The 17,155-nt window shown below is 65.7% G+C and carries 16 protein-coding genes and 2 pseudogenes; 7 read left to right on the plus strand and 11 right to left on the minus strand.

All coding sequences use genetic code 11. The features are described 5' to 3' along the window. Positions 1-96: 96 nt before the first annotated feature. The 6 genes from WJW29_RS01110 to WJW29_RS01135 form a co-directional block, all read right to left on the minus strand. Positions 97-387, minus strand: a complete 291-nt coding sequence (locus tag WJW29_RS01110; protein ID WP_011257616.1) for a hypothetical protein — start codon at positions 385-387, stop codon at positions 97-99. A gap of 61 nt (positions 388-448) precedes the next feature. Beyond that, entirely contained in the window at positions 449-2,272 is a 1,824-nt protein-coding gene (gene lpdA / locus WJW29_RS01115) for a dihydrolipoyl dehydrogenase (RefSeq protein WP_011257615.1), read from the minus strand. 16 nt (positions 2,273-2,288) lie between these two features. Continuing rightward, entirely contained in the window at positions 2,289-2,936 is a 648-nt protein-coding gene (locus WJW29_RS01120; protein WP_011257614.1) for a hypothetical protein, read from the minus strand. Then, positions 2,933-4,726, minus strand: coding sequence for a dihydrolipoyllysine-residue acetyltransferase (locus WJW29_RS01125; RefSeq protein ID WP_011257613.1), 1,794 nt, complete (start codon positions 4,724-4,726; stop codon positions 2,933-2,935). The genes WJW29_RS01120 and WJW29_RS01125 overlap by 4 nt, the downstream gene beginning before the upstream one ends. A 129-nt stretch (positions 4,727-4,855) precedes the next feature. Further along, positions 4,856-5,614: a DUF2884 family protein gene (locus WJW29_RS01130; protein WP_011257612.1), complete on the minus strand. Its 759-nt coding sequence runs from the start codon at positions 5,612-5,614 to the stop codon at positions 4,856-4,858. Between the two features lie 181 nt (positions 5,615-5,795). Further along, the gene (locus WJW29_RS01135; RefSeq protein ID WP_011257611.1) at positions 5,796-6,356 is read right to left on the minus strand and encodes a DNA-deoxyinosine glycosylase; all 561 of its coding nucleotides are present in this window, start codon (positions 6,354-6,356) and stop codon (positions 5,796-5,798) included. Positions 6,357-6,497: 141 nt separating this feature from the next. Between WJW29_RS01135 and WJW29_RS01140 the strand changes: the two genes are divergently transcribed. Further along, the gene (locus WJW29_RS01140; protein WP_011257610.1) at positions 6,498-7,184 is read left to right on the plus strand and encodes an OmpW family outer membrane protein; all 687 of its coding nucleotides are present in this window, start codon (positions 6,498-6,500) and stop codon (positions 7,182-7,184) included. Between the two features lie 284 nt (positions 7,185-7,468). On the opposite strand, the gene WJW29_RS01145 is transcribed toward WJW29_RS01140, so the two are convergent. The 5 genes from WJW29_RS01145 to WJW29_RS01165 all read right to left on the minus strand — a co-directional run bounded on the left by WJW29_RS01145 (position 7,469) and on the right by WJW29_RS01165 (position 12,012). Continuing rightward, positions 7,469-8,026: a CcdC protein domain-containing protein gene (locus WJW29_RS01145; RefSeq protein ID WP_011257609.1), complete on the minus strand. Its 558-nt coding sequence runs from the start codon at positions 8,024-8,026 to the stop codon at positions 7,469-7,471. A 376-nt stretch (positions 8,027-8,402) separates the two neighbouring features. Then, positions 8,403-9,203 carry a MetQ/NlpA family ABC transporter substrate-binding protein gene (locus tag WJW29_RS01150; RefSeq protein WP_011407574.1) on the minus strand — a complete coding sequence of 267 codons (801 nt, stop codon included), beginning with the start codon at positions 9,201-9,203 and terminating at the stop codon, positions 8,403-8,405. A gap of 94 nt (positions 9,204-9,297) precedes the next feature. After that, on the minus strand, positions 9,298-9,993 hold the full coding sequence (locus WJW29_RS01155) for a methionine ABC transporter permease (protein ID WP_011257607.1): 696 nt from the start codon (positions 9,991-9,993) through the stop codon (positions 9,298-9,300). Next, the gene (locus WJW29_RS01160) at positions 9,990-10,997 is read right to left on the minus strand and encodes a methionine ABC transporter ATP-binding protein (protein ID WP_011407573.1); all 1,008 of its coding nucleotides are present in this window, start codon (positions 10,995-10,997) and stop codon (positions 9,990-9,992) included. The genes WJW29_RS01155 and WJW29_RS01160 overlap by 4 nt, the downstream gene beginning before the upstream one ends. Before the next feature lie 118 nt (positions 10,998-11,115). Then, a complete protein-coding gene (locus tag WJW29_RS01165) occupies positions 11,116-12,012 on the minus strand; it encodes a DMT family transporter (protein ID WP_011407572.1) in 897 nt (298 codons plus the stop codon). 107 nt (positions 12,013-12,119) lie between these two features. Between WJW29_RS01165 and WJW29_RS01170 the strand changes: the two genes are divergently transcribed. From WJW29_RS01170 to WJW29_RS01195, 6 genes and pseudogenes are all read left to right on the plus strand, one after another. Next, positions 12,120-12,605 carry a YajQ family cyclic di-GMP-binding protein gene (locus WJW29_RS01170; protein WP_011257604.1) on the plus strand — a complete coding sequence of 162 codons (486 nt, stop codon included), beginning with the start codon at positions 12,120-12,122 and terminating at the stop codon, positions 12,603-12,605. Positions 12,606-12,750: 145 nt separating this feature from the next. Beyond that, a pseudogene (locus tag WJW29_RS01175) lies at positions 12,751-13,209 on the plus strand (hypothetical protein); the annotation flags it as partial. Next, positions 13,205-14,342: pseudogene (locus tag WJW29_RS01180) on the plus strand (response regulator). The pseudogenes WJW29_RS01175 and WJW29_RS01180, both read left to right, overlap by 5 nt. Continuing rightward, positions 14,329-15,180, plus strand: a complete 852-nt coding sequence (locus WJW29_RS01185) for a lysophospholipase (RefSeq protein ID WP_011407570.1) — start codon at positions 14,329-14,331, stop codon at positions 15,178-15,180. The pseudogene WJW29_RS01180 and the gene WJW29_RS01185 overlap by 14 nt, the downstream one beginning before the upstream one ends. 158 nt (positions 15,181-15,338) lie before the next feature. Continuing rightward, complete coding sequence (locus WJW29_RS01190) at positions 15,339-15,899, plus strand: DUF1415 domain-containing protein (RefSeq protein WP_011407569.1); 561 nt, start codon at positions 15,339-15,341, stop codon at positions 15,897-15,899. 421 nt (positions 15,900-16,320) lie between these two features. Continuing rightward, the gene (locus WJW29_RS01195) at positions 16,321-17,127 is read left to right on the plus strand and encodes an SDR family oxidoreductase (RefSeq protein WP_011407568.1); all 807 of its coding nucleotides are present in this window, start codon (positions 16,321-16,323) and stop codon (positions 17,125-17,127) included. Positions 17,128-17,155 lie beyond the last annotated feature (28 nt).

The raw sequence follows: 17,155 nt of genomic DNA on the forward strand, positions 1-17,155 counted from the left end.
TGCAGAACCCCGCAGCGATGCGGGGTTCTGTCGTTTAACCGATGCGTGGCAAGTCACCGACGCGGCAGCGGCCACATGGCTGCGGCGGACACACGCTCAGGGCGGCTTGGTCGCACCCGCTACCAACAGATGCTGGTGCGTGATGCAGTCGCACTCGTCGTGCCACCCGTGGTGCGGATCGGTGCAGATCGCATGCGGCACCGTCGCCGGCAGCGACGCCACGTCGCTGCGCAAGTCGCGCTTCAGCGAGACGGCCACCGAGCCCGCATGTGTCCCGTCGCTCCGCCGCGTCGGCTCGGCAATACGGTTGCCGATGGCCAGTTCGCGCTGCAGCAACGCCTGCAGTTCGGGACACAGATTGCCCCCCCACCACACGGCGACCTCCATGCGTCGAGTCAGCACCGCGGCGACCGTGCCATACGTGGCGGCACGGTCGTGCAGAGCGGCGTCACTTTTTCTTGGGGATGTACAGGTCGGTGATGGTGCCGTCGTACACCTCGGCAGCCATGCCGACCGATTCGCTCAGGGTCGGATGCGCATGGATGGTGTGGCCGATGTCTTCGGCCTCGGCACCCATTTCGATCGCCAGACCAATTTCAGCCAGCAGATCGCCGGCATGCACACCGACGATGGCGCCACCGATCACGCGATGGGTTTCTTCGTCGAAAATCAGCTTGGTGAAGCCCTCGGTGCGGCCGATACCGATCGCGCGGCCACTGGCAGCCCACGGGAACTTGGCCACGCCGACCTTCAGGCCCTTGGCCTTGGCTTCGGTCTCGGTCACGCCGACCCAGGCGATTTCCGGGTTGGTGTACGCCACCGACGGGATCACCCGCGCCACCCATTCCTTCTTCTCGCCGGCAGCCACTTCGGCGGCCAGCTTGCCTTCGTGCGTGGCCTTGTGCGCCAGCATCGGGTTACCGACGATGTCGCCGATGGCGAAGATGTGCGGCACGTTGGTGCGCATCTGCCGGTCGACCGGAATGAAGCCACGCTCGGTGACCGTGACGCCGGCCTTGTCGGCACCGATCTTCTTGCCGTTGGGCGAGCGGCCCACGGCGACCAGCACGCGGTCGTACGCAGTGGCCTGCAGGCCGGGTTTGTCGCCCTCCACGGCCGCTTCGAAGGACACGGTGATGCCCTTTTTACCGGCGGTGACGTCGGTGGCCTTGGTCTTGAGATGGACGTCGACGCCCTGCTTCTTCAGGCGGTCGGCCAGCGGCTTGACCAGGTCCTTGTCGGCGCCCGGCATCAGCTGGTCCATGAATTCGACCACGGTGACCTTGCTGCCGAGCGCGCTGTACACCGTGGCCATTTCCAGACCGATGATGCCGCCGCCGACCACCAGCAGGGTCTTGGGAATGTCGTGCAGCTCCAGCGCGTCGGTGGAGTCCATCACGCGCTTGTCGTCCCATGGGAAGTTGGGCAGCTTCACCGCCTGCGAGCCGGCCGCGATGATGCAGTGCTCGAAGCGCAGCAGCTGGGTCTTGCCGTCGTCGCCGACGATTTCCAGCTCATTGGGCGAAACGAACGTTGCCACGCCGGTGACGGTACGTACCTTGCGCTGCTTGGCCATGCTGGCCAGGCCGCCGGTGAGCTTGCCGACCACTTTTTCCTTGTACTCGCGCAGCGTGCCCAGGGTGATCTTGGGCTGACCGAAGTCCACGCCGAAGTCGCCGGCATGGGCCACTTCATCGATCACCGCGGCGGCATGCAGCAGCGCCTTGGACGGGATGCAGCCAACGTTGAGGCAGACGCCGCCGAGGCTGGCGTAGCGCTCGATCAGCACCGTGTCCAGGCCCAGATCGGCGGCGCGGAATGCGGCCGTGTAGCCACCGGGGCCGGCGCCGAGCACCACCATCTTGCATGCGATATCGGCCGGCTTGTCGCTGGCCAGTGCGGGCTTGGACGGCGCCGGTTCGGCCGGGGCGCGATGCGACGGCGTCACCGGCGGCTTGCTGCCCGGCGCGGCAGCAGGCGCGACAGCGGCCGGTGCGGCCTTGGTCTCGGCCTTGGCCGGCGCGGCAGCCTCGCCTTCGGTTTCGAGCAGCAGCACGAGCGCGCCTTCGGACAAGATGTCGCCGACCTTGACCTTGAGTTCCTTGACAACACCCGCGGCCGAGGACGGCACTTCCAGCGTGGCCTTGTCCGATTCCAGCGTTACCAGGCCCTGGTCCTTGGCCACGCTGTCGCCAACGGCGACCAGCACTTCGATGACGGGGACATCGCTGTAATCGCCGATGTCGGGAACCTTGATTTCAATGACCGCCATTTGCTTCTCCTGTAGCTCAACCGGCCGTGCCGGCAAGCGTCTGCTGGAGTTCATCCAGCGACGATTCGATTTGGGTCCAGCGCTTGTCGCGCTTCTTTTCATTGCCTTCGCTGGCTTCGATCAGCAGCGCGGCCTGTTGCAGCAGCAACGCGCCGCCGCCGCAGCTCGGCCGCGCGCCGCTGTAGCGCACGCCATCGACCTGGAATGAGAGCACTTCGCCCTCGCTCACCGGCGCAGTGCGTCCGATCGGTGCGAGCTGGGTCAGCGTGTTGGTCCAGTTGCTGACCAGGCGCTTCGCCAGAGCCGCCAGAATCGGGATCTCGACCGTTTCCGGGGGCTGCTCTGTGCGGAACTGCACGCTGCCGCGGTCGGTCTGGCTGACCCAGTTGTAGACGCGCTCATCGGCGCGGCTATGCCGCAGGGTCCGGTCGGCACCGTCCTTGCCCGGCACCAGCGACACCGCGCTCTCCACGCCACGTGTGGGCAGCGTCAGCAACGCCAAGGCCGGCTGGGTGCTGCCATCCAGCAGCGTGGTGACGGCAGTGCCGTCGTTGCCCACGGCCGGCGGCCAGCCGCGCCCGAGCGTGCTCCCGCATTCGCGTGCAACTGCCGTTGTCCACGGCAGTACACCGAGCACGGCGATGGTCAGCAGCGCAGCCCTCACAGCAGGACGCGACGCATGTCGGCCAGCACCTGGCTGAGGTAGGTGGTGAAACGGGCCGCCAGCGCGCCGTCGATGACCCGGTGGTCGTAGCTCAGCGACAACGGCAGCATCAGCTTGGGCACGAACTCCTTGCCGTTCCAGACCGGCTGCATCGCCGACTTGGACACGCCCAGGATCGCCACTTCCGGCGCATTGATGATCGGCGTGAACGCGGTACCGCCGATGCCGCCGAGCGAGCTGATCGAGAAGCAGCCGCCGCTCATGTCGGCCGGACCCAGCTTGCCGTCGCGCGCCTTCTTGGCCAGTTCGCCGCTTTCCTGCGCGATCTGCAGCACGCCCTTCTTGTCGACGTCGCGGATCACCGGCACCACCAGGCCATTCGGTGTATCGGCCGCGAAGCCGATGTTGATGTACTTCTTCAGCGTGAGGTTTTCGCCGGCCGCATCCAGCGAGGCGTTGAACTCGGGGAACGTCTTCAACGCCGCGGCGCTGGCCTTGACCAGGAAGGCGAGCATGGTGAGCTTGATGCCCGCCTTCTCGTTTTCCTTGTTGAGGGCCACGCGCAGGGCTTCCAGGTCGGTGATGTCGGCCGACTCGAACTGGGTGACGTGCGGAATCATGGCCCAGTTGCGCGCCAGGTTGGCTCCGGAAATCTTCTTGATGCGCGACAGCGGCTGGGTTTCGGTCTCGCCGAACTTGCTGAAGTCCACCTTCGGCCAGGCCAGCAGGTTCAGGCCGTTGGCGCCACCGGCCGGCACAGCGCCGGCGGCGGCAGGTGCGCCGCCGCTGAGTGCCGCCTTCACAAAGCGCTGCACGTCTTCGCGGGTGATGCGGCCGCCCTTTTCACTGCCCTTGAGCTGGTTCAGGTCTACGCCCAGTTCGCGTGCGAACACGCGCACCACCGGGCTGGCGTACGGCACCTTGGACGGCAGCACGCTGTCGGCATCGAAGGTCACCGGCGGGCTGCTCGGGTTGCCGGCCGACGGCTGGCTGACCTGCGCGGACTGCGCAGCTGCGCCGGAACGGGCGCCCTGCACCTGCGCAATTTCGCGCTGGGCCAGCTTGTCCGGCTCGGCCGGCACGGCGACCGGCTCGACCTTGCCCGCCGTCTCGGCGGTGTCGGTGGTGGGCTTGACGGACGACTGCGCCGCCCCCGCACCGCCATCGCTGGCTGCAATGATTGCCACCACACTGCCCTGCGAGAGCAGGTCGCCGACCTTGACCTTGAGCTCCTTGACCACGCCGGCCGCCGAGGACGGCACTTCCATCGTGGCCTTGTCCGATTCCAGGGTGACCAGGCTCTGGTCCTTGGCGACGGTATCGCCGACAGCGACCAGCACTTCGATCACCGGGATGTCGGTGTAATCGCCGATATCGGGCACGCGCGCTTCGGTCAGGCCGCCGTTCGAGGAGGCAGCAGGCGCAGCGGCTTCGGCCTTGGCCGCGGGTGCCGGGGCAGACGCAGGAGCGGCCTTGGCCGGCGCGGCGGGCGCAGCAGCAGCAGCTGCGGGCTTGGCTGCAGCAGCAGCGCCGGCATCGACGCCGGCATCGGCCACTTCGATCAATGCCACCAGCGCGCCCTGCGAGAGCGAATCACCCAGCTTCACCTTGATCTCCTTGACCACGCCGGACACCGACGACGGCACTTCCATGGTGGCCTTGTCCGATTCCAGCGTGACCAGGCTCTGGTCCTTGCTGACCGTATCGCCGACGGACACCAGCACCTCGATTACCGGGACGTCGCTGTAGTCACCGATATCGGGGACAAGTGCTTCCTTGATTTCGGCCATACGGGGGAACTCCGGCAACAGAATGGGGAAACCCCTATTGTGGCCGGCTGCGGGCCGCAGCGCCAACCATTGCCGTGCAAAAATCGCTCGGCCGGCGGGATGCAGTGCCCGCATGCGTGCGTGCACCGATCATTTCACCGTGCGTCGATCGACCCGCAACAGTTGCAGTGGCTCGCCCGACGGCAAACGATACGCCAGCGCATTGTCCAACCCATCGAGTGCTTCCAGGCGCCGGCACCACTGCTGCGCGCGCGGCCGCAATGCACGCGCTTGCGGTTCGACCAGGCGCTCGATGCGCGCTTCCAGGCCATCGAGCGAACGCAGCTGCACGTCGTTCCCGGTGATTGCGGACTGCACCGCACCGGCCACCACATCGCCGATCAGCTGCGGCAGCAACTCGGCCACCAGCGCGCCGATGGCGTCGTCGATCTCGACCAGGGTCAGCTGGCTTTTGCTGAAACTCTGCTTCAAGCGTATGTCGATCTTCTCGCGCACGTTTGCCAGCTGCGCACGCGTGGCCTCCGGGTTGCGACTGAAGCCAGCGGCCACTTCGCCCAGTGCAGTGATTGCGATATCGGCCGCTGCGCGACCCACTGCCTGCGCCAGCGGCACGCCATCCCGGATCTGGCGCTCGAACTGAATCAGGCGGGTGCGATCGTCGGCTTTCGGTTCCACCCAGCGGTCGTCGACGCACAAGACGCCCTGGCGCATGACCAAGCGTTGCGGCGTGCCTGATTCACGGATCAGGATCAGGCTGCGCGGGTTGAGCGTGAGGTCGTCATCGCTGCTGACCTCGCAGTGCGTGTCGTCTGCACTGGCTGCGCTTACGGCGCCCAGCAGGCCTAGCAGCACGCGGGCTGCCATCGTGATTGCGGGCTTGATCGTCATATCGCCACTTGCGTTGTGCGCTGGCATGACGTCCGGCCTGCGGCCCCGATGCACGCAGCGCGCGCGTCTGCAGCTGTGCCAGCGGTGTGCATCCGCAATCAGAGCCAGGTGGTGCTGCAGTCGCGTCGTCCAATGCACGGCGCTCGCATTCCACAATGACCGTACGTCATCTCACCATGAGCTAGCGCACCGCATCGCACACCGGTTGCCAGGCTGTCGCCAGCCGCGGCAGCGACCAGGCGGCATTGGCCGGGCTGGTGGACGGCAAAGCGACGACTGGCAGCGCGCGCAGCTTCGCCGACAGCAGCGGCTGCACATGCCGGCGCCACGCCTGCGCTGCCGCAGCGCCATTGCAAGCCACCAAGCGCAGCTGCGGCAGCGTGACCAACAGCGCGGGCAGCGGATTGACCACGATGCTCGCCGCCACGATGGACGTATCCAGACTGCCGCGCCGCTCGCATTGGCCGATGACATCCCACACACCCACACGATGGTCGAGCAATGCTTGCAAGCGCGATGCATAGCTTGCCGCTGCATCAAGGCCCAAAAGGGCATGCATCAAGGGCCAAAAGCGATTGCGTGGGTGTGCGTAGTAACGCGCTGCTTCCAACGATGCGACACCGGGCATCGAGCCGAGCAGCAACACCCTGCAATCGCTGCGAATGTGCGCTGGCAGCCCTTGGTTGACGCGTTTTTTCGTCACGGCAATCGCATCTGCGTGAATATCTTTTTCAGGCTGCATGACGTAACGACGGTCTTCTTGAGGGACTTCCTGAACGAACGAAATCTTAGCGGGATACAGGTCGGCGTGGATTCATATTTTCAGGACTAGTTTTGGCTCGGCCCACTCCACGGGCCTAACAACAAAACTGAGGAGACCCTCATGCGTTCCATTTCCATCCTGAGCCTGGCTGCTGTATCTGCACTTGCGATTGCACCGTCCGCGTTCGCGCAGGACACCACCTATACCGGCGACGCCTCCTCGACTTCTTCCAGCACGATGTCCAGCAACGGCGACACTGCTTCGGGGAAGCATTGGGCCGTGGTCGGCGGCGTGGCGCTGCTGAACCCCAAGAACAACCCGGCTCCGGGCCTGGACGTCGATGGCGGCCCGGCACCGACGCTGAGCGCCAGCTACTACGTCAACGACAACTGGGCCGTTGAATTGTGGGGCGCAGCCGACAAGATCAACCACCGCGTCAACGCCGATGGCGTGGGCAAGGTCGGTACCGTCGATCAGCAGCCGATCGCCATCAGCGGTCAGTACCACTTCGGCGAAGCCGACAACGTGTTCCGTCCGTTCGTGGGCGTGGGCTACTACGAGTCGAACTTCAGCAACGAGAAGATCGATGCGGCGTCGACCAGCGGCGATCACGTGGGTCTGAGCACCGCCAAGGGCGTCATCGGCACCGCTGGTGTGGACATGAACATCAACTCCACCTGGTTCGCACGTGCCGACGCCCGCTACATGCGTTCGCGTCCGGAACTGCGCGTGGCTGGCCAGGGCACCGGCAGCGAGCTGAAACTGGATCCGTGGACCGTTGGCTTCGGCATCGGCGCGCGCTTCTAAGCACGCACCAGCCAGACGGGTGTTCAGTTGAAGAAAAAACGGGCCGCACGGCCCGTTTTTTCTTGTACGCGACGTGTGCGACTTCAAGATCGCATAACCACGCAACGAAGCGATGACCTGGTGATCAGCTGTCCATACGCGATTGCGGGAAGCGTTGCATCTTCCAGACATCCGACCTATCGCTTCGCTCCAATCACCATTCTTTGCTGCATGCACGCGCAAGCGGCGAGACGCATCTTGTGTGTCAGTCCAACACCATCGCCTGCCGCAAGCTGCACACGCACTCAGCGCCAATAAACGCTGCCGCGCAGACGTGCGCTGCGCCAGCGCCACCACAGCAAGGTGGCGTAGGCGAGCGCATCACCGAGCAGGACGCCGGCAGCGCTGAGCAGACTGGCATGACTGAGCCATCCCTCGGTCGGCCAGGCTGCGCCCTGCCAGGCGCTGCGCCAGCCATGCACCATCCCGGCGATCACCCGCACCACGACCAACGCGGTCAAGGCCAGCATCAACCACAGGTTCGGCCGGTAAAACAGGCCTTGCGTGGTGCGCTCGAAGCGGGTCAGGCGCAGCGCCAACACCCCGAGCGCCAACCCGCAGGCCCAGCCGAATGCGGCGTGGCTGATCGCACCGGGCCAGAACGCCGCCGCGACCAGGCTGAAGATCAAAAACAGCACGCTGGACATGCCAGCCGACACCAGATTGATCATCAGTAGCCAGCCACGCGCCTGACGAGGTGCAGTGCCCATGCGAAAGCGCTGCAGCAGCGACAACGGGAACAGCACCACGAACACCGCCAGGGCAATGATCACGGCCAGCGGAATGGCAAGCAGCAAAGGCATCGGGAGACTGCCGGAAACAGATGGCCGATCACGCTACTACGCAGGCGTGCAGCGGCACGTGTTCGACGCTGATAAGTGCCGAACTCCGGCACCGCAACCGCGCGCACCCGACAGTGGTCGCGGCAGGCTGGTGCGCGCTGTAAAGGATTACGCGCATCCGCAGGAAAATCAGCGACGACAACACAGAAATCATCGCCAACGTTGACGCAGCGCGTTGCTCGGAGCGCCGTTAAGCAAGAGCGAAACAATCACGTAGCGGGCAACCGTCAGACGGACATGGCCAATGCGCAGAAACCGAAGTGGACAAGTGGTTCATGCCGCAAAGGCGCCGACCGCGCTCCGCTCACACAGAGCGCAGCCGTTTCAGTCCTCGCTCTCAAAACGCCGGCAGCACCGCGCCTTTGTACTTGCGCTCGATAAAGGCCTTCACTTCCGGGCTGGTCAGCGCTTTGGCCAGTTTCTGCACGCGCGGGTCGTCCTTGTTGTCGGCGCGCGCCACCAGGAAGTTGACGTACGGCGAGTCCTTGCTTTCGATCGCCAGCGCATCGCGTGTGGGGTTGAGCCCGGCGTCGAGTGCGTAATTGGTATTGATCAACGCCAGATCCACCTGGTCCAGCACGCGCGGCAGCATGGCCGAATCGAGCTCGCGGAATTTGAGCTGCTTGGGGTTTTCGACGATGTCGCGTTGGCTGGACAGCGCGTTGCCCGGGTCCTTGAGTTTGATCACCCCGGCCTTGTCGAGCAGGATCAGCGCGCGGCTGCTGTTGCTCGGGTCGTTGGGGATCACCACATCGGCGCCGTTGGGGAGATCGGCCAGCGCCTTGAAGTGACGCGAATACGCACCGAACGGTTCGATATGCACGCCGACCACGGTTACCAGCTGGCTTTTGCGGTCGCGGTTGTACGCGTCCAGATAGGGTTCGGTCTGGAAGTAATTGACGTCGATCTGCTTCTGCACGACCTGATCGTTCGGCTGCACGTAGTCGTTGAACACGCGCACATCGAGCTTGACCCCCTGCTTGGCCAGCAGCGGTTCGACCACTTCCAGGATTTCGGCATGCGGCACTGCCGTGGCGGCAACGGTCAGGGTGTCGCCGCCGCTGCTGCCACCTCCGCCACAGGACGCCAATGCCAGCGTGGCTGCGGCCAGGAGGGAACGAAACGCGAATGTGCTCATGTAGGGATCCGTGTGAGGAGGAACGCGGGCGTGCCGCAGGCCCTCAACCTACCAGACGCCGCGTGTGGCAGCGATGCCCCGAACGCAGCGCCGCTCACCGCCGGCTGTAGTACGCCACCAGGCGGTCTCCCAGCATCTGCAGCACCTGCACCAGCACCAGCAAGGCGATCACGGTGATCAGCGCCACGTCCGAATGCGAGCGCAGATAGCCTTCGCGGTAGGCCACATCGCCCAGGCCGCCGGAGCCGATCGCACCGCCCATCGCGGTGAAGCCGATCAGCGCGATGGTGGTCACGGTGGCGCCGGCGATCAGGCCGGGGCGCGCTTCGGGCAACAGCACGCGCAGCACCAGCTGGCGGGTGCTGGCGCCCATCGCCTGGCTGGCTTCGATGATCCCGCGATCGACCTCGCGCAGCGCGGTTTCCACCAGGCGCGCATAGAACGGTGCGGCGCCGACCACCAGCGGCAGGATTGCGCCGCGCACGCCGAGCGAGGTGCCCATCAGCATCAGCGTGAGCGGAATCATGGCGATCATCAGAATGATGAAGGGCACCGAGCGCAGCAGGTTGATCAACGCCGCAAGCGCCCCGTACAGCAGCGGGCGGCGGCGCAGCTGCGGCGCACCGCACAGGAACAGCGCGACGCCCAGCGGCAGGCCGATCAGCAAGGTCAGCGGCAGCGCGCCGGCGAGCATCAACAGGGTATCCAGGGTGGCCTGGCCGATATCGCCCCACTTGGCGGCATCGAGATTGCGGAAGAAACCGCCAGCGGCTGCAACGATCGGGTTCATACGCGCAGATCCTCCACCTGCACACCGGCAGCAACGAAGCCGGCGCGCGCAGCGGTCTGGTCGCCACCGGTCAGGGCGACGATGAGCTGGCCGTAGGGCGTGTCCTTGATGCGATCCACCCGCCCGGACAGGATGTTGTAGTCCACCCCGGTGTCGCGGGCGATGCGGCCCAAAACAGGTTCGTAGGTGCCGTTGCCCAGGAAGGTCAGCCGCACGATGCGCCCGCCAACGGCGGCGAAATCGCGATGCAGTTCGGCTTCGTCCAGATGCTCGGCTTCGGACACGAAGCGCCGGGTGGTGACGTGTTTGGGATGCAGGAACACCTCGGTCACCGGGCCGGTTTCCACCAGCTTGCCGGCGTCCAGCACCGCCACGCGGTCGCAGACGCGACGGATCACGTCCATCTCATGGGTGATCAGCACGATGGTCAGACCGAGCTCGCGATTGATCTGCGCCAGCAGCTGCAGCACCGAGGCGGTGGTCTGCGGGTCCAGCGCGCTGGTGGCCTCGTCGCACAGCAGGATCTGCGGCCCGGTGGCCAGCGCGCGCGCAATGCCCACGCGCTGCTTCTGTCCGCCCGATAGTTGCGCCGGATACTGGTTGGCCTGCTCCTGCAGCCCGACCCGGGCCAGCAGCTCGGCCACGCGCGCATCGATCTCGGCACGCGGCGTGCCGACCAGTTCAAGCGGGAAGGCGACATTGCCGGCCACGGTCCGCGAGGACAGCAGGTTGAAGTGCTGGAAAATCATGCCGATGCGGCGACGCAAGGCACGCAGGCCCTGGCTGTCCAGCGCGGTCACGTCCTCGTCGCCGATCAGCAGACGACCGCCGCTGGGCTCTTCCAGCCGGTTGATCAGCCGGATCAGCGTGGACTTGCCGGCACCGGAATGGCCGATGATGCCGAACACCTCACCGGGGCCGATCCGCAAATCGAGCGGATGCAGCGCCACGATCTGACGACCGTCGACGGAATAGGACTTGTGCAGGCGCTGAAACTCGATCACCGGGCGTGGCCGACTGGGGGGCGTGAAGCCTACCATCGGGATTGGAGATTGGGGATTCGCAAGGACAACGGCGTCCCCGCTGTTGCCAATCCCGAATGCCGAATCTCGAATCTCGTCCTCACGGCCTATCCAGCGGCGGTGGACGGTCAGCCCTGCGTATCGGCTCCCGGCGCAACAAATACAGCCCGCTGGCAACGATGATGCCGGCGCCGGTCCAGGTCCAGCTGTCGGGCAGGGTCTGCCACAACAGCCAGTCCCAGCCGATCACCCAGACCAGGGCGGTGTATTCCAGCGGGGCGATCATCGAAGCCTCGCCGCGCATGAAGGCCTGGGTCAGCGCGACCTGGCCCAGCGCACCGGCCAGGCCCATGCCGGCGATCAACCCGGCGTGCCCGGCGTGTAGCGGCACCCAGCCGGGGATGGCCAGCAGCCCGGCGCCGATCGCCATAAACAGCAGAAACCACACCACCATGGCTTGCGGGGTGTCGGTGCGGGTCAGCAGGCTCACGGTGATCGCCGCGACGGCGTAGGCCGTGGCTGCCAGCAGCACCATCAGGCCGGGCAGCGAGATCAGCCCGTCCACGCCCGGGCGCAGTACCACGATCACCCCGACCAGGCCAATGCCAATCGCGGCCCAGCGACGCGGGCCCACATGCTCGCCCAGCAGCGGCACCGACAGCGCGGCCACCAGCAGCGGCGCAACGAAGTACAGCGTGTACGCGGTGGACAGCGGCATGCGCTTCAAGCCATAGACGAAGCAGCCGATCATCACCATGCCCAGCGCCCCGCGCAGCAGATGCAGGCCCCAGCGCACCGGCACGATCGCGCGCGGACCGGCGGTGGCGAACACCCACACCAGCACGAACGGCAGCGAGGCGGCACCGCGCAACAAGGTGACCTGCAGCGGTGGGTAATGCGCCGAGAGCAGTTTCATTCCCGCATCCATCAGCGAGAAGCAGGCCACGGCGACCACCATCCAGGCGATGGCGGGAAGCGGAGAGCGGGTGGTGGGCATGCGCGCATTATCGCCACGGCGCTGCCACGCCCGCCAATGCCCGGATGACGGCCGGGCCGGCACGATGCCCTAGAATGGCTGCTGCTTTTCAATTGCAGGAGCTTTGCATGCCTTCCTTCGACGTCGTGTCCGAAGTAAACAAGCACGAACTGACCAATGCGGTGGACCAGGCCAACCGCGAGCTGGACACGCGTTTCGACTTCAAGGGAGTCCAGGCCAAGTTCGAACTGGAAGACGGCAAGGTGATCAACCAGTCCGCTCCCAGCGATTTTCAGGTCAAGCAGATGACCGACATCCTGCGCGCGCGGTTGCTGGCACGCGGTATCGATGTGCGCTGCCTGGAGTTCGGCGATATGGAAACCAACCTGGCTGGCGCAAGGCAGAAAGTGACCGTCAAGCAAGGCATCGAGCAGAAGCAGGCCAAGCAGCTGGTGGCCAAGTTGAAGGAAGCCAAGCTCAAGGTCGAAGCGCAGATCAACGGCGACAAGCTGCGTATCACCGGCAAGAAGCGCGACGACCTGCAGGACGCGATCGCGCTGCTGAAAAAGGCCGATTTCGAGCTGCCGCTGCAGTTCGACAACTTCCGCGACTGAGTGCGCTTGGGTGATTGCAACGATCGGTGCGGCGCTGTCCATGCGTGCAGTGCAGCGGGATGCGCCGGGTTGGCGCATGCGGCCTGCGGGGCGCATGCGCGGCGGTTGCAACCGTCACGTCACCGCGCTGGCATAGCGGACGCGCGTGCGCGGCCCACTTGCCAGCCTGTCGCAACGCCTGCGCATCCACAGGCCGACGAACGCATCGGGCGATAGTGCGAGCCACCGCCTCGCCCACGCATAACCACGCATCGAAATGGGCTCGACGCTGCACACCATGGCCGGGCTTGATCCGATGGCGGCAGCCGCATTTGCCGATGCCTTTGTGGTCGAGATCGAACATGCCATCGCCAGCTGTACGCTCGGCGATGCCGGCACGCCTCAGGCGCAAGCCTTGCAACAGATCCATTCGTTGAAGAACACCATCTCGCTGACCGGCGTTCAGCAGGTGCTGAACGCCTGCGACCAATCACGCGATGCCGCCAGCCGCCACGCGCTGGGCGACACGCTTGCGCAGCGCTTCACTGCGGTGGCGAAGGCGGCTGGTCTACTGGTCAAGCATTACCGCCGTACCTTGCCCTCCGACAACGCGGACCCTCATGCGTCGCACTCCCAACGGCGCAAGGCCCGGCCTGATCCTGGCCGCCAGGCAGTTGCGCAACGACAGACTGGTGCGGTTTTCGAGTCGTTCCTGGAATACCGCGCCTGCGTTGGCCGCGTGATCGTGCAGACCATCGTGACTGCGTGGTGCCTGGGCGGGCTGTACGGGCCGCAGCCAATGCTGGTCACGCACGCACACCACGTCTTTCCCACCGCGGTGGGTCTGTGGGCGCTATCGGTGGTGTGGATGCTGCTGGTGCGCCGCCGGATCGTTCCGCCCAGCGAATGGCTGGATGCGATGGGCGTTGCGATGAACGTGCTGTTCATCGGCGTCCAGACCTACCTGGCCTTCATCCTGCTGATGCCGTTGAACGCATTTTTGCCGTGCATCACCATCGCTATCGCTGCGGTGGCGCGCTATGGGCAGCGTGCGATCTTTCCGGTGTTGCTCACCACCGTCGTGCTGATGCTGTTGACGGCGCCGGCAGGCTACCGGCTGTCGCGGCCGGCGTACTTCGTCTATGCCGTGGCGCTGATCATCGTGCTGCCGTTGCTGGCGGCGCGCATCGTGCGTGCGATGCAGGAAGTGGCACTGCAGGCGCTGGCATCGCGCGATGCGCAAAACCGCTTCATCAGCACCATGCGTCACCAATTGCGCACGCCGTTGAATGCGCTGATCAACTGCGCGCAATTGATCGACACCGAGCAAATGCCGGCACAGCAACGCGAGCTGCTGCAGGCAGTGACAGTGTCGGCGTGCCCGACGATCAGAAGGCCTATATCTTCACCCCGTTCACGCAGCTCAGTACAGGTTTCAGTCGCGTCGAAGGCGGCGTGGGCCTGGGGCTGTACATCGCACTGGCGGTGTCCGATGCGGTGCAGCGCATCCGCGAGGCGGCGCCTGACCTGATGTTTCTGGATCTGCACATGCCCGGCACGTCCGGCTGGGACGCGCTGCGCGAAGCACGCGATGCGATCTCGGCACTGCCGCCGATCATCGTGCTGACCGCCGACACGCGTACCGATTCGATGCGCGAGGCCAGCGCGGCCGGTGTCGCCGGCTCTCTGCCCAAACCGATCAACGCGCACGAGTTGCTGGCATTGCTCGCCCAGCACGCCAGCCATGCACGCCCCTGAGCTCAAACCCGGCAATGCCGCGCGCTGCCACTGGCAGCATGCGGCGGATATCCGCACGCCGCTGGCGCTGCTCTACCTGCACGGCGTCAGCACCAGCACGAGCGAAGCAGGCGCGCGACCGGAGCAGATGGCCGATGCGCTGGCCGCCAATGCCGACGTGCATCGCTGGCCCGGGCACGGACTCAGTACCCCCGATGCAATGCAGGGGCTCACTGCGGCGGTGTTGCAAACCTCGGCGCTGGAGGCGCTGGCCCAGGCGCAGCGCATGGGCCAGCGGATTGCGATTATTGGTTCGTCGATGGGCGCAACGCTGGGCTTGTGGCTGGGCTTGTGGCTGGGCTTGTGGCTGGCCGCGCAGCGCCCGGACGCGGTTGCCGCAGTGGTCGCCTGGTCGCCGGGTATCCAGCCTGCCGACCCGGCATTGCTCGACCAGGTGTGTGCCGCGCAGGCGCCGCTGACGGACCCGCGCCCGCGCACACCTGCCGCGCACGCGTTCTGGGCGGAGACCATCCATCCGGATAGATTTCGCGCCTTGCGCAGCTTATTTCAGGTGGTTGCCACCGACCCACCCTGGCCACGGGTGCGCTGCCCGGTGTTGCTGGGCGATGACCGCGCCACCGATGGTCGCGAAGATGCGACCGCCTCGGTGCAGGCAATGCTGGACATGTTTGTGGCGCTGGGCACTGCGCCTGCACACAAGCAAGCGATTGCCTTCTACAGTGGTGCGCATGCGATCGGGTCGCCGCACAAGACGCCGCTGGCAGATGCCGTTGCGCAGGCGTCCGTCGCGTTCTTGCAAGAGCAGCTTGGCGCTGCGCCGCAGACGGGCAACGCTTGAGCAACATGCAGTGCGCGACGGTCGCCGCAGACGCGGACCGCAGTGCTTGCGTCCTGGTGAACACGCGCTGCTAGCGCTTGCTGCTGCCACCCATCCCTGCCTTCGGGCTTGCTGCATGTCGATCGCATACACTGACCTGCCAACCCGCTGCCGCCACGATGACTACGACGCCTGCCACGCCCGATCCAATCGCCGCCACCCGCAAATGGATCGAACGCGCGGTGATCGGATTGAACCTGTGCCCGTTCGCCAAGGCGGTGTACGTCAAGGATCAGGTGCGGCTGGTGCTCAGCGATGCCAGCACGCCGGAAGCCTTGCTGGAACAACTGGCCGAAGAACTGGTCCTGCTGCGCGATACGCCGGCCGAACAGATCGACACCACGCTGATCGTGCACCCGGACGTGCTCACCGATTTCCTGGACTACAACGACTTCCTCGACAACGCCGATGCGGCGGTGGATGCGCTGGATCTGCAAGGCGTGTTGCAAGTGGCCAGCTTCCATCCGGATTACCAATTCGCAGGTGCCGCGCTGGACGATGTGGCCAACTTCACAAACCGCTCGCCCTTCCCCACCTTGCATCTGCTGCGCGAAGACAGCGTAGAGCGGGCGGTGGCGGCGTTCCCTGACCCGGACGTGATCGTCGAACGCAATATCCAAACGCTCGAACGCCTGGGCAGCGATGGTTGGCAACGTGTGTTGAACGGGGCCGAGCACTGAGTGTTGCGCCTGCTGCGCGTGACTGCGGGCGGCAGCGAATCCTTGCCCATCTGCGATCGGCAGGGAGTAGGCGCAAAACGCAGTGGGACGTCATCAGCTGCGTGTGGGCCACGTGCTCAGCATCCAAGTCGTTGGGTGATCCATGCCGCACCGGGCGCGCTCGCACGCGTGGCACCGAGTCATCGTGCGATGGGCTGCCATTGAACGGACGCAGAGCAGCACTGCGCGTGCAGCGACAGTGTGCGACGCCTCTTGCCTGGCATTGCGAAGACGAAGGCGCAGTCCATCAAACCCAACGTGGATGACGACATCAAGGGGCGCGCCATCATGGGCACTGAGCGCTCCCACGCGCACCGTCTTGCTGAGACGACGACAGCCCGCACGCTACAGTGCGGCCACCTTCACCGATGTGCAGCATGCCATGGCCCTGACTCCCGCAATTTCCGCATGGACCCCGTCACCACTGCAGGGCCGCGTGGTGGTGATCACCGGTGGCGCGCAAGGCATCGGCCGCGGCATTGCGCAAGCGGTGCTGGGCGCCGGCGGCAGCGTGATGATCGGCGATCTGGATGCCGACGCCGGCAGGGCCTGCCTGCAGGAATGGGCGCTGCCACGTCATAGCGCTTTCGTGCGTTGCGATGCTGCGCGCGAAGCGCAGGCCGCGCGCCTGATCACCACGGCGCTCAAGCGTTTCGGACGCATCGACGGCCTGGTCAACAATGCCGGCGTGCCGGATCCGCATAGCGCGGCACTGTCGCAACTGGACTGGGATGAGTGGAACCGCCGCCTTTCCAGCCTGCACGGCGCCTTCCTGTGCAGCAAGCATGCGCTGCCTGCATTGACACAGGCACCCGGTGGCGGTGCGATCGTCAATATCGCCTCCACCCGCGCCTGGCAATCGGCGCCGCATAGCGAAGCCTATGCCGCGGCCAAGGGCGGCTTGGTGGCGTTGACGCATGCACTGGCATTGAGCGAAGGCCCGCAGGTGCGCGTCAACAGCATCAGCCCTGGCTGGATCAGCACCGATGCGTGGCGCGCGCCGCAACGTCGGCGTGCGCCCAAGCTGTCGCGTCGCGATCATGCGCAGCATCCGGCCGGACGCGTGGGGACGCCCGAAGACATCGCACAGCTGGCGGTCTATCTGCTTGCGCCGCAGCTGTCCGGTTTCGTTACCGGGCAGGATGTCATCGTCGACGGCGGTATGTCGCGCAAGATGCAGTACGTGTGAGTGCAAACTGGATTGCCGATGCACAAGG

Source organism: Xanthomonas sp. JL1 (assembly GCF_038405005.1).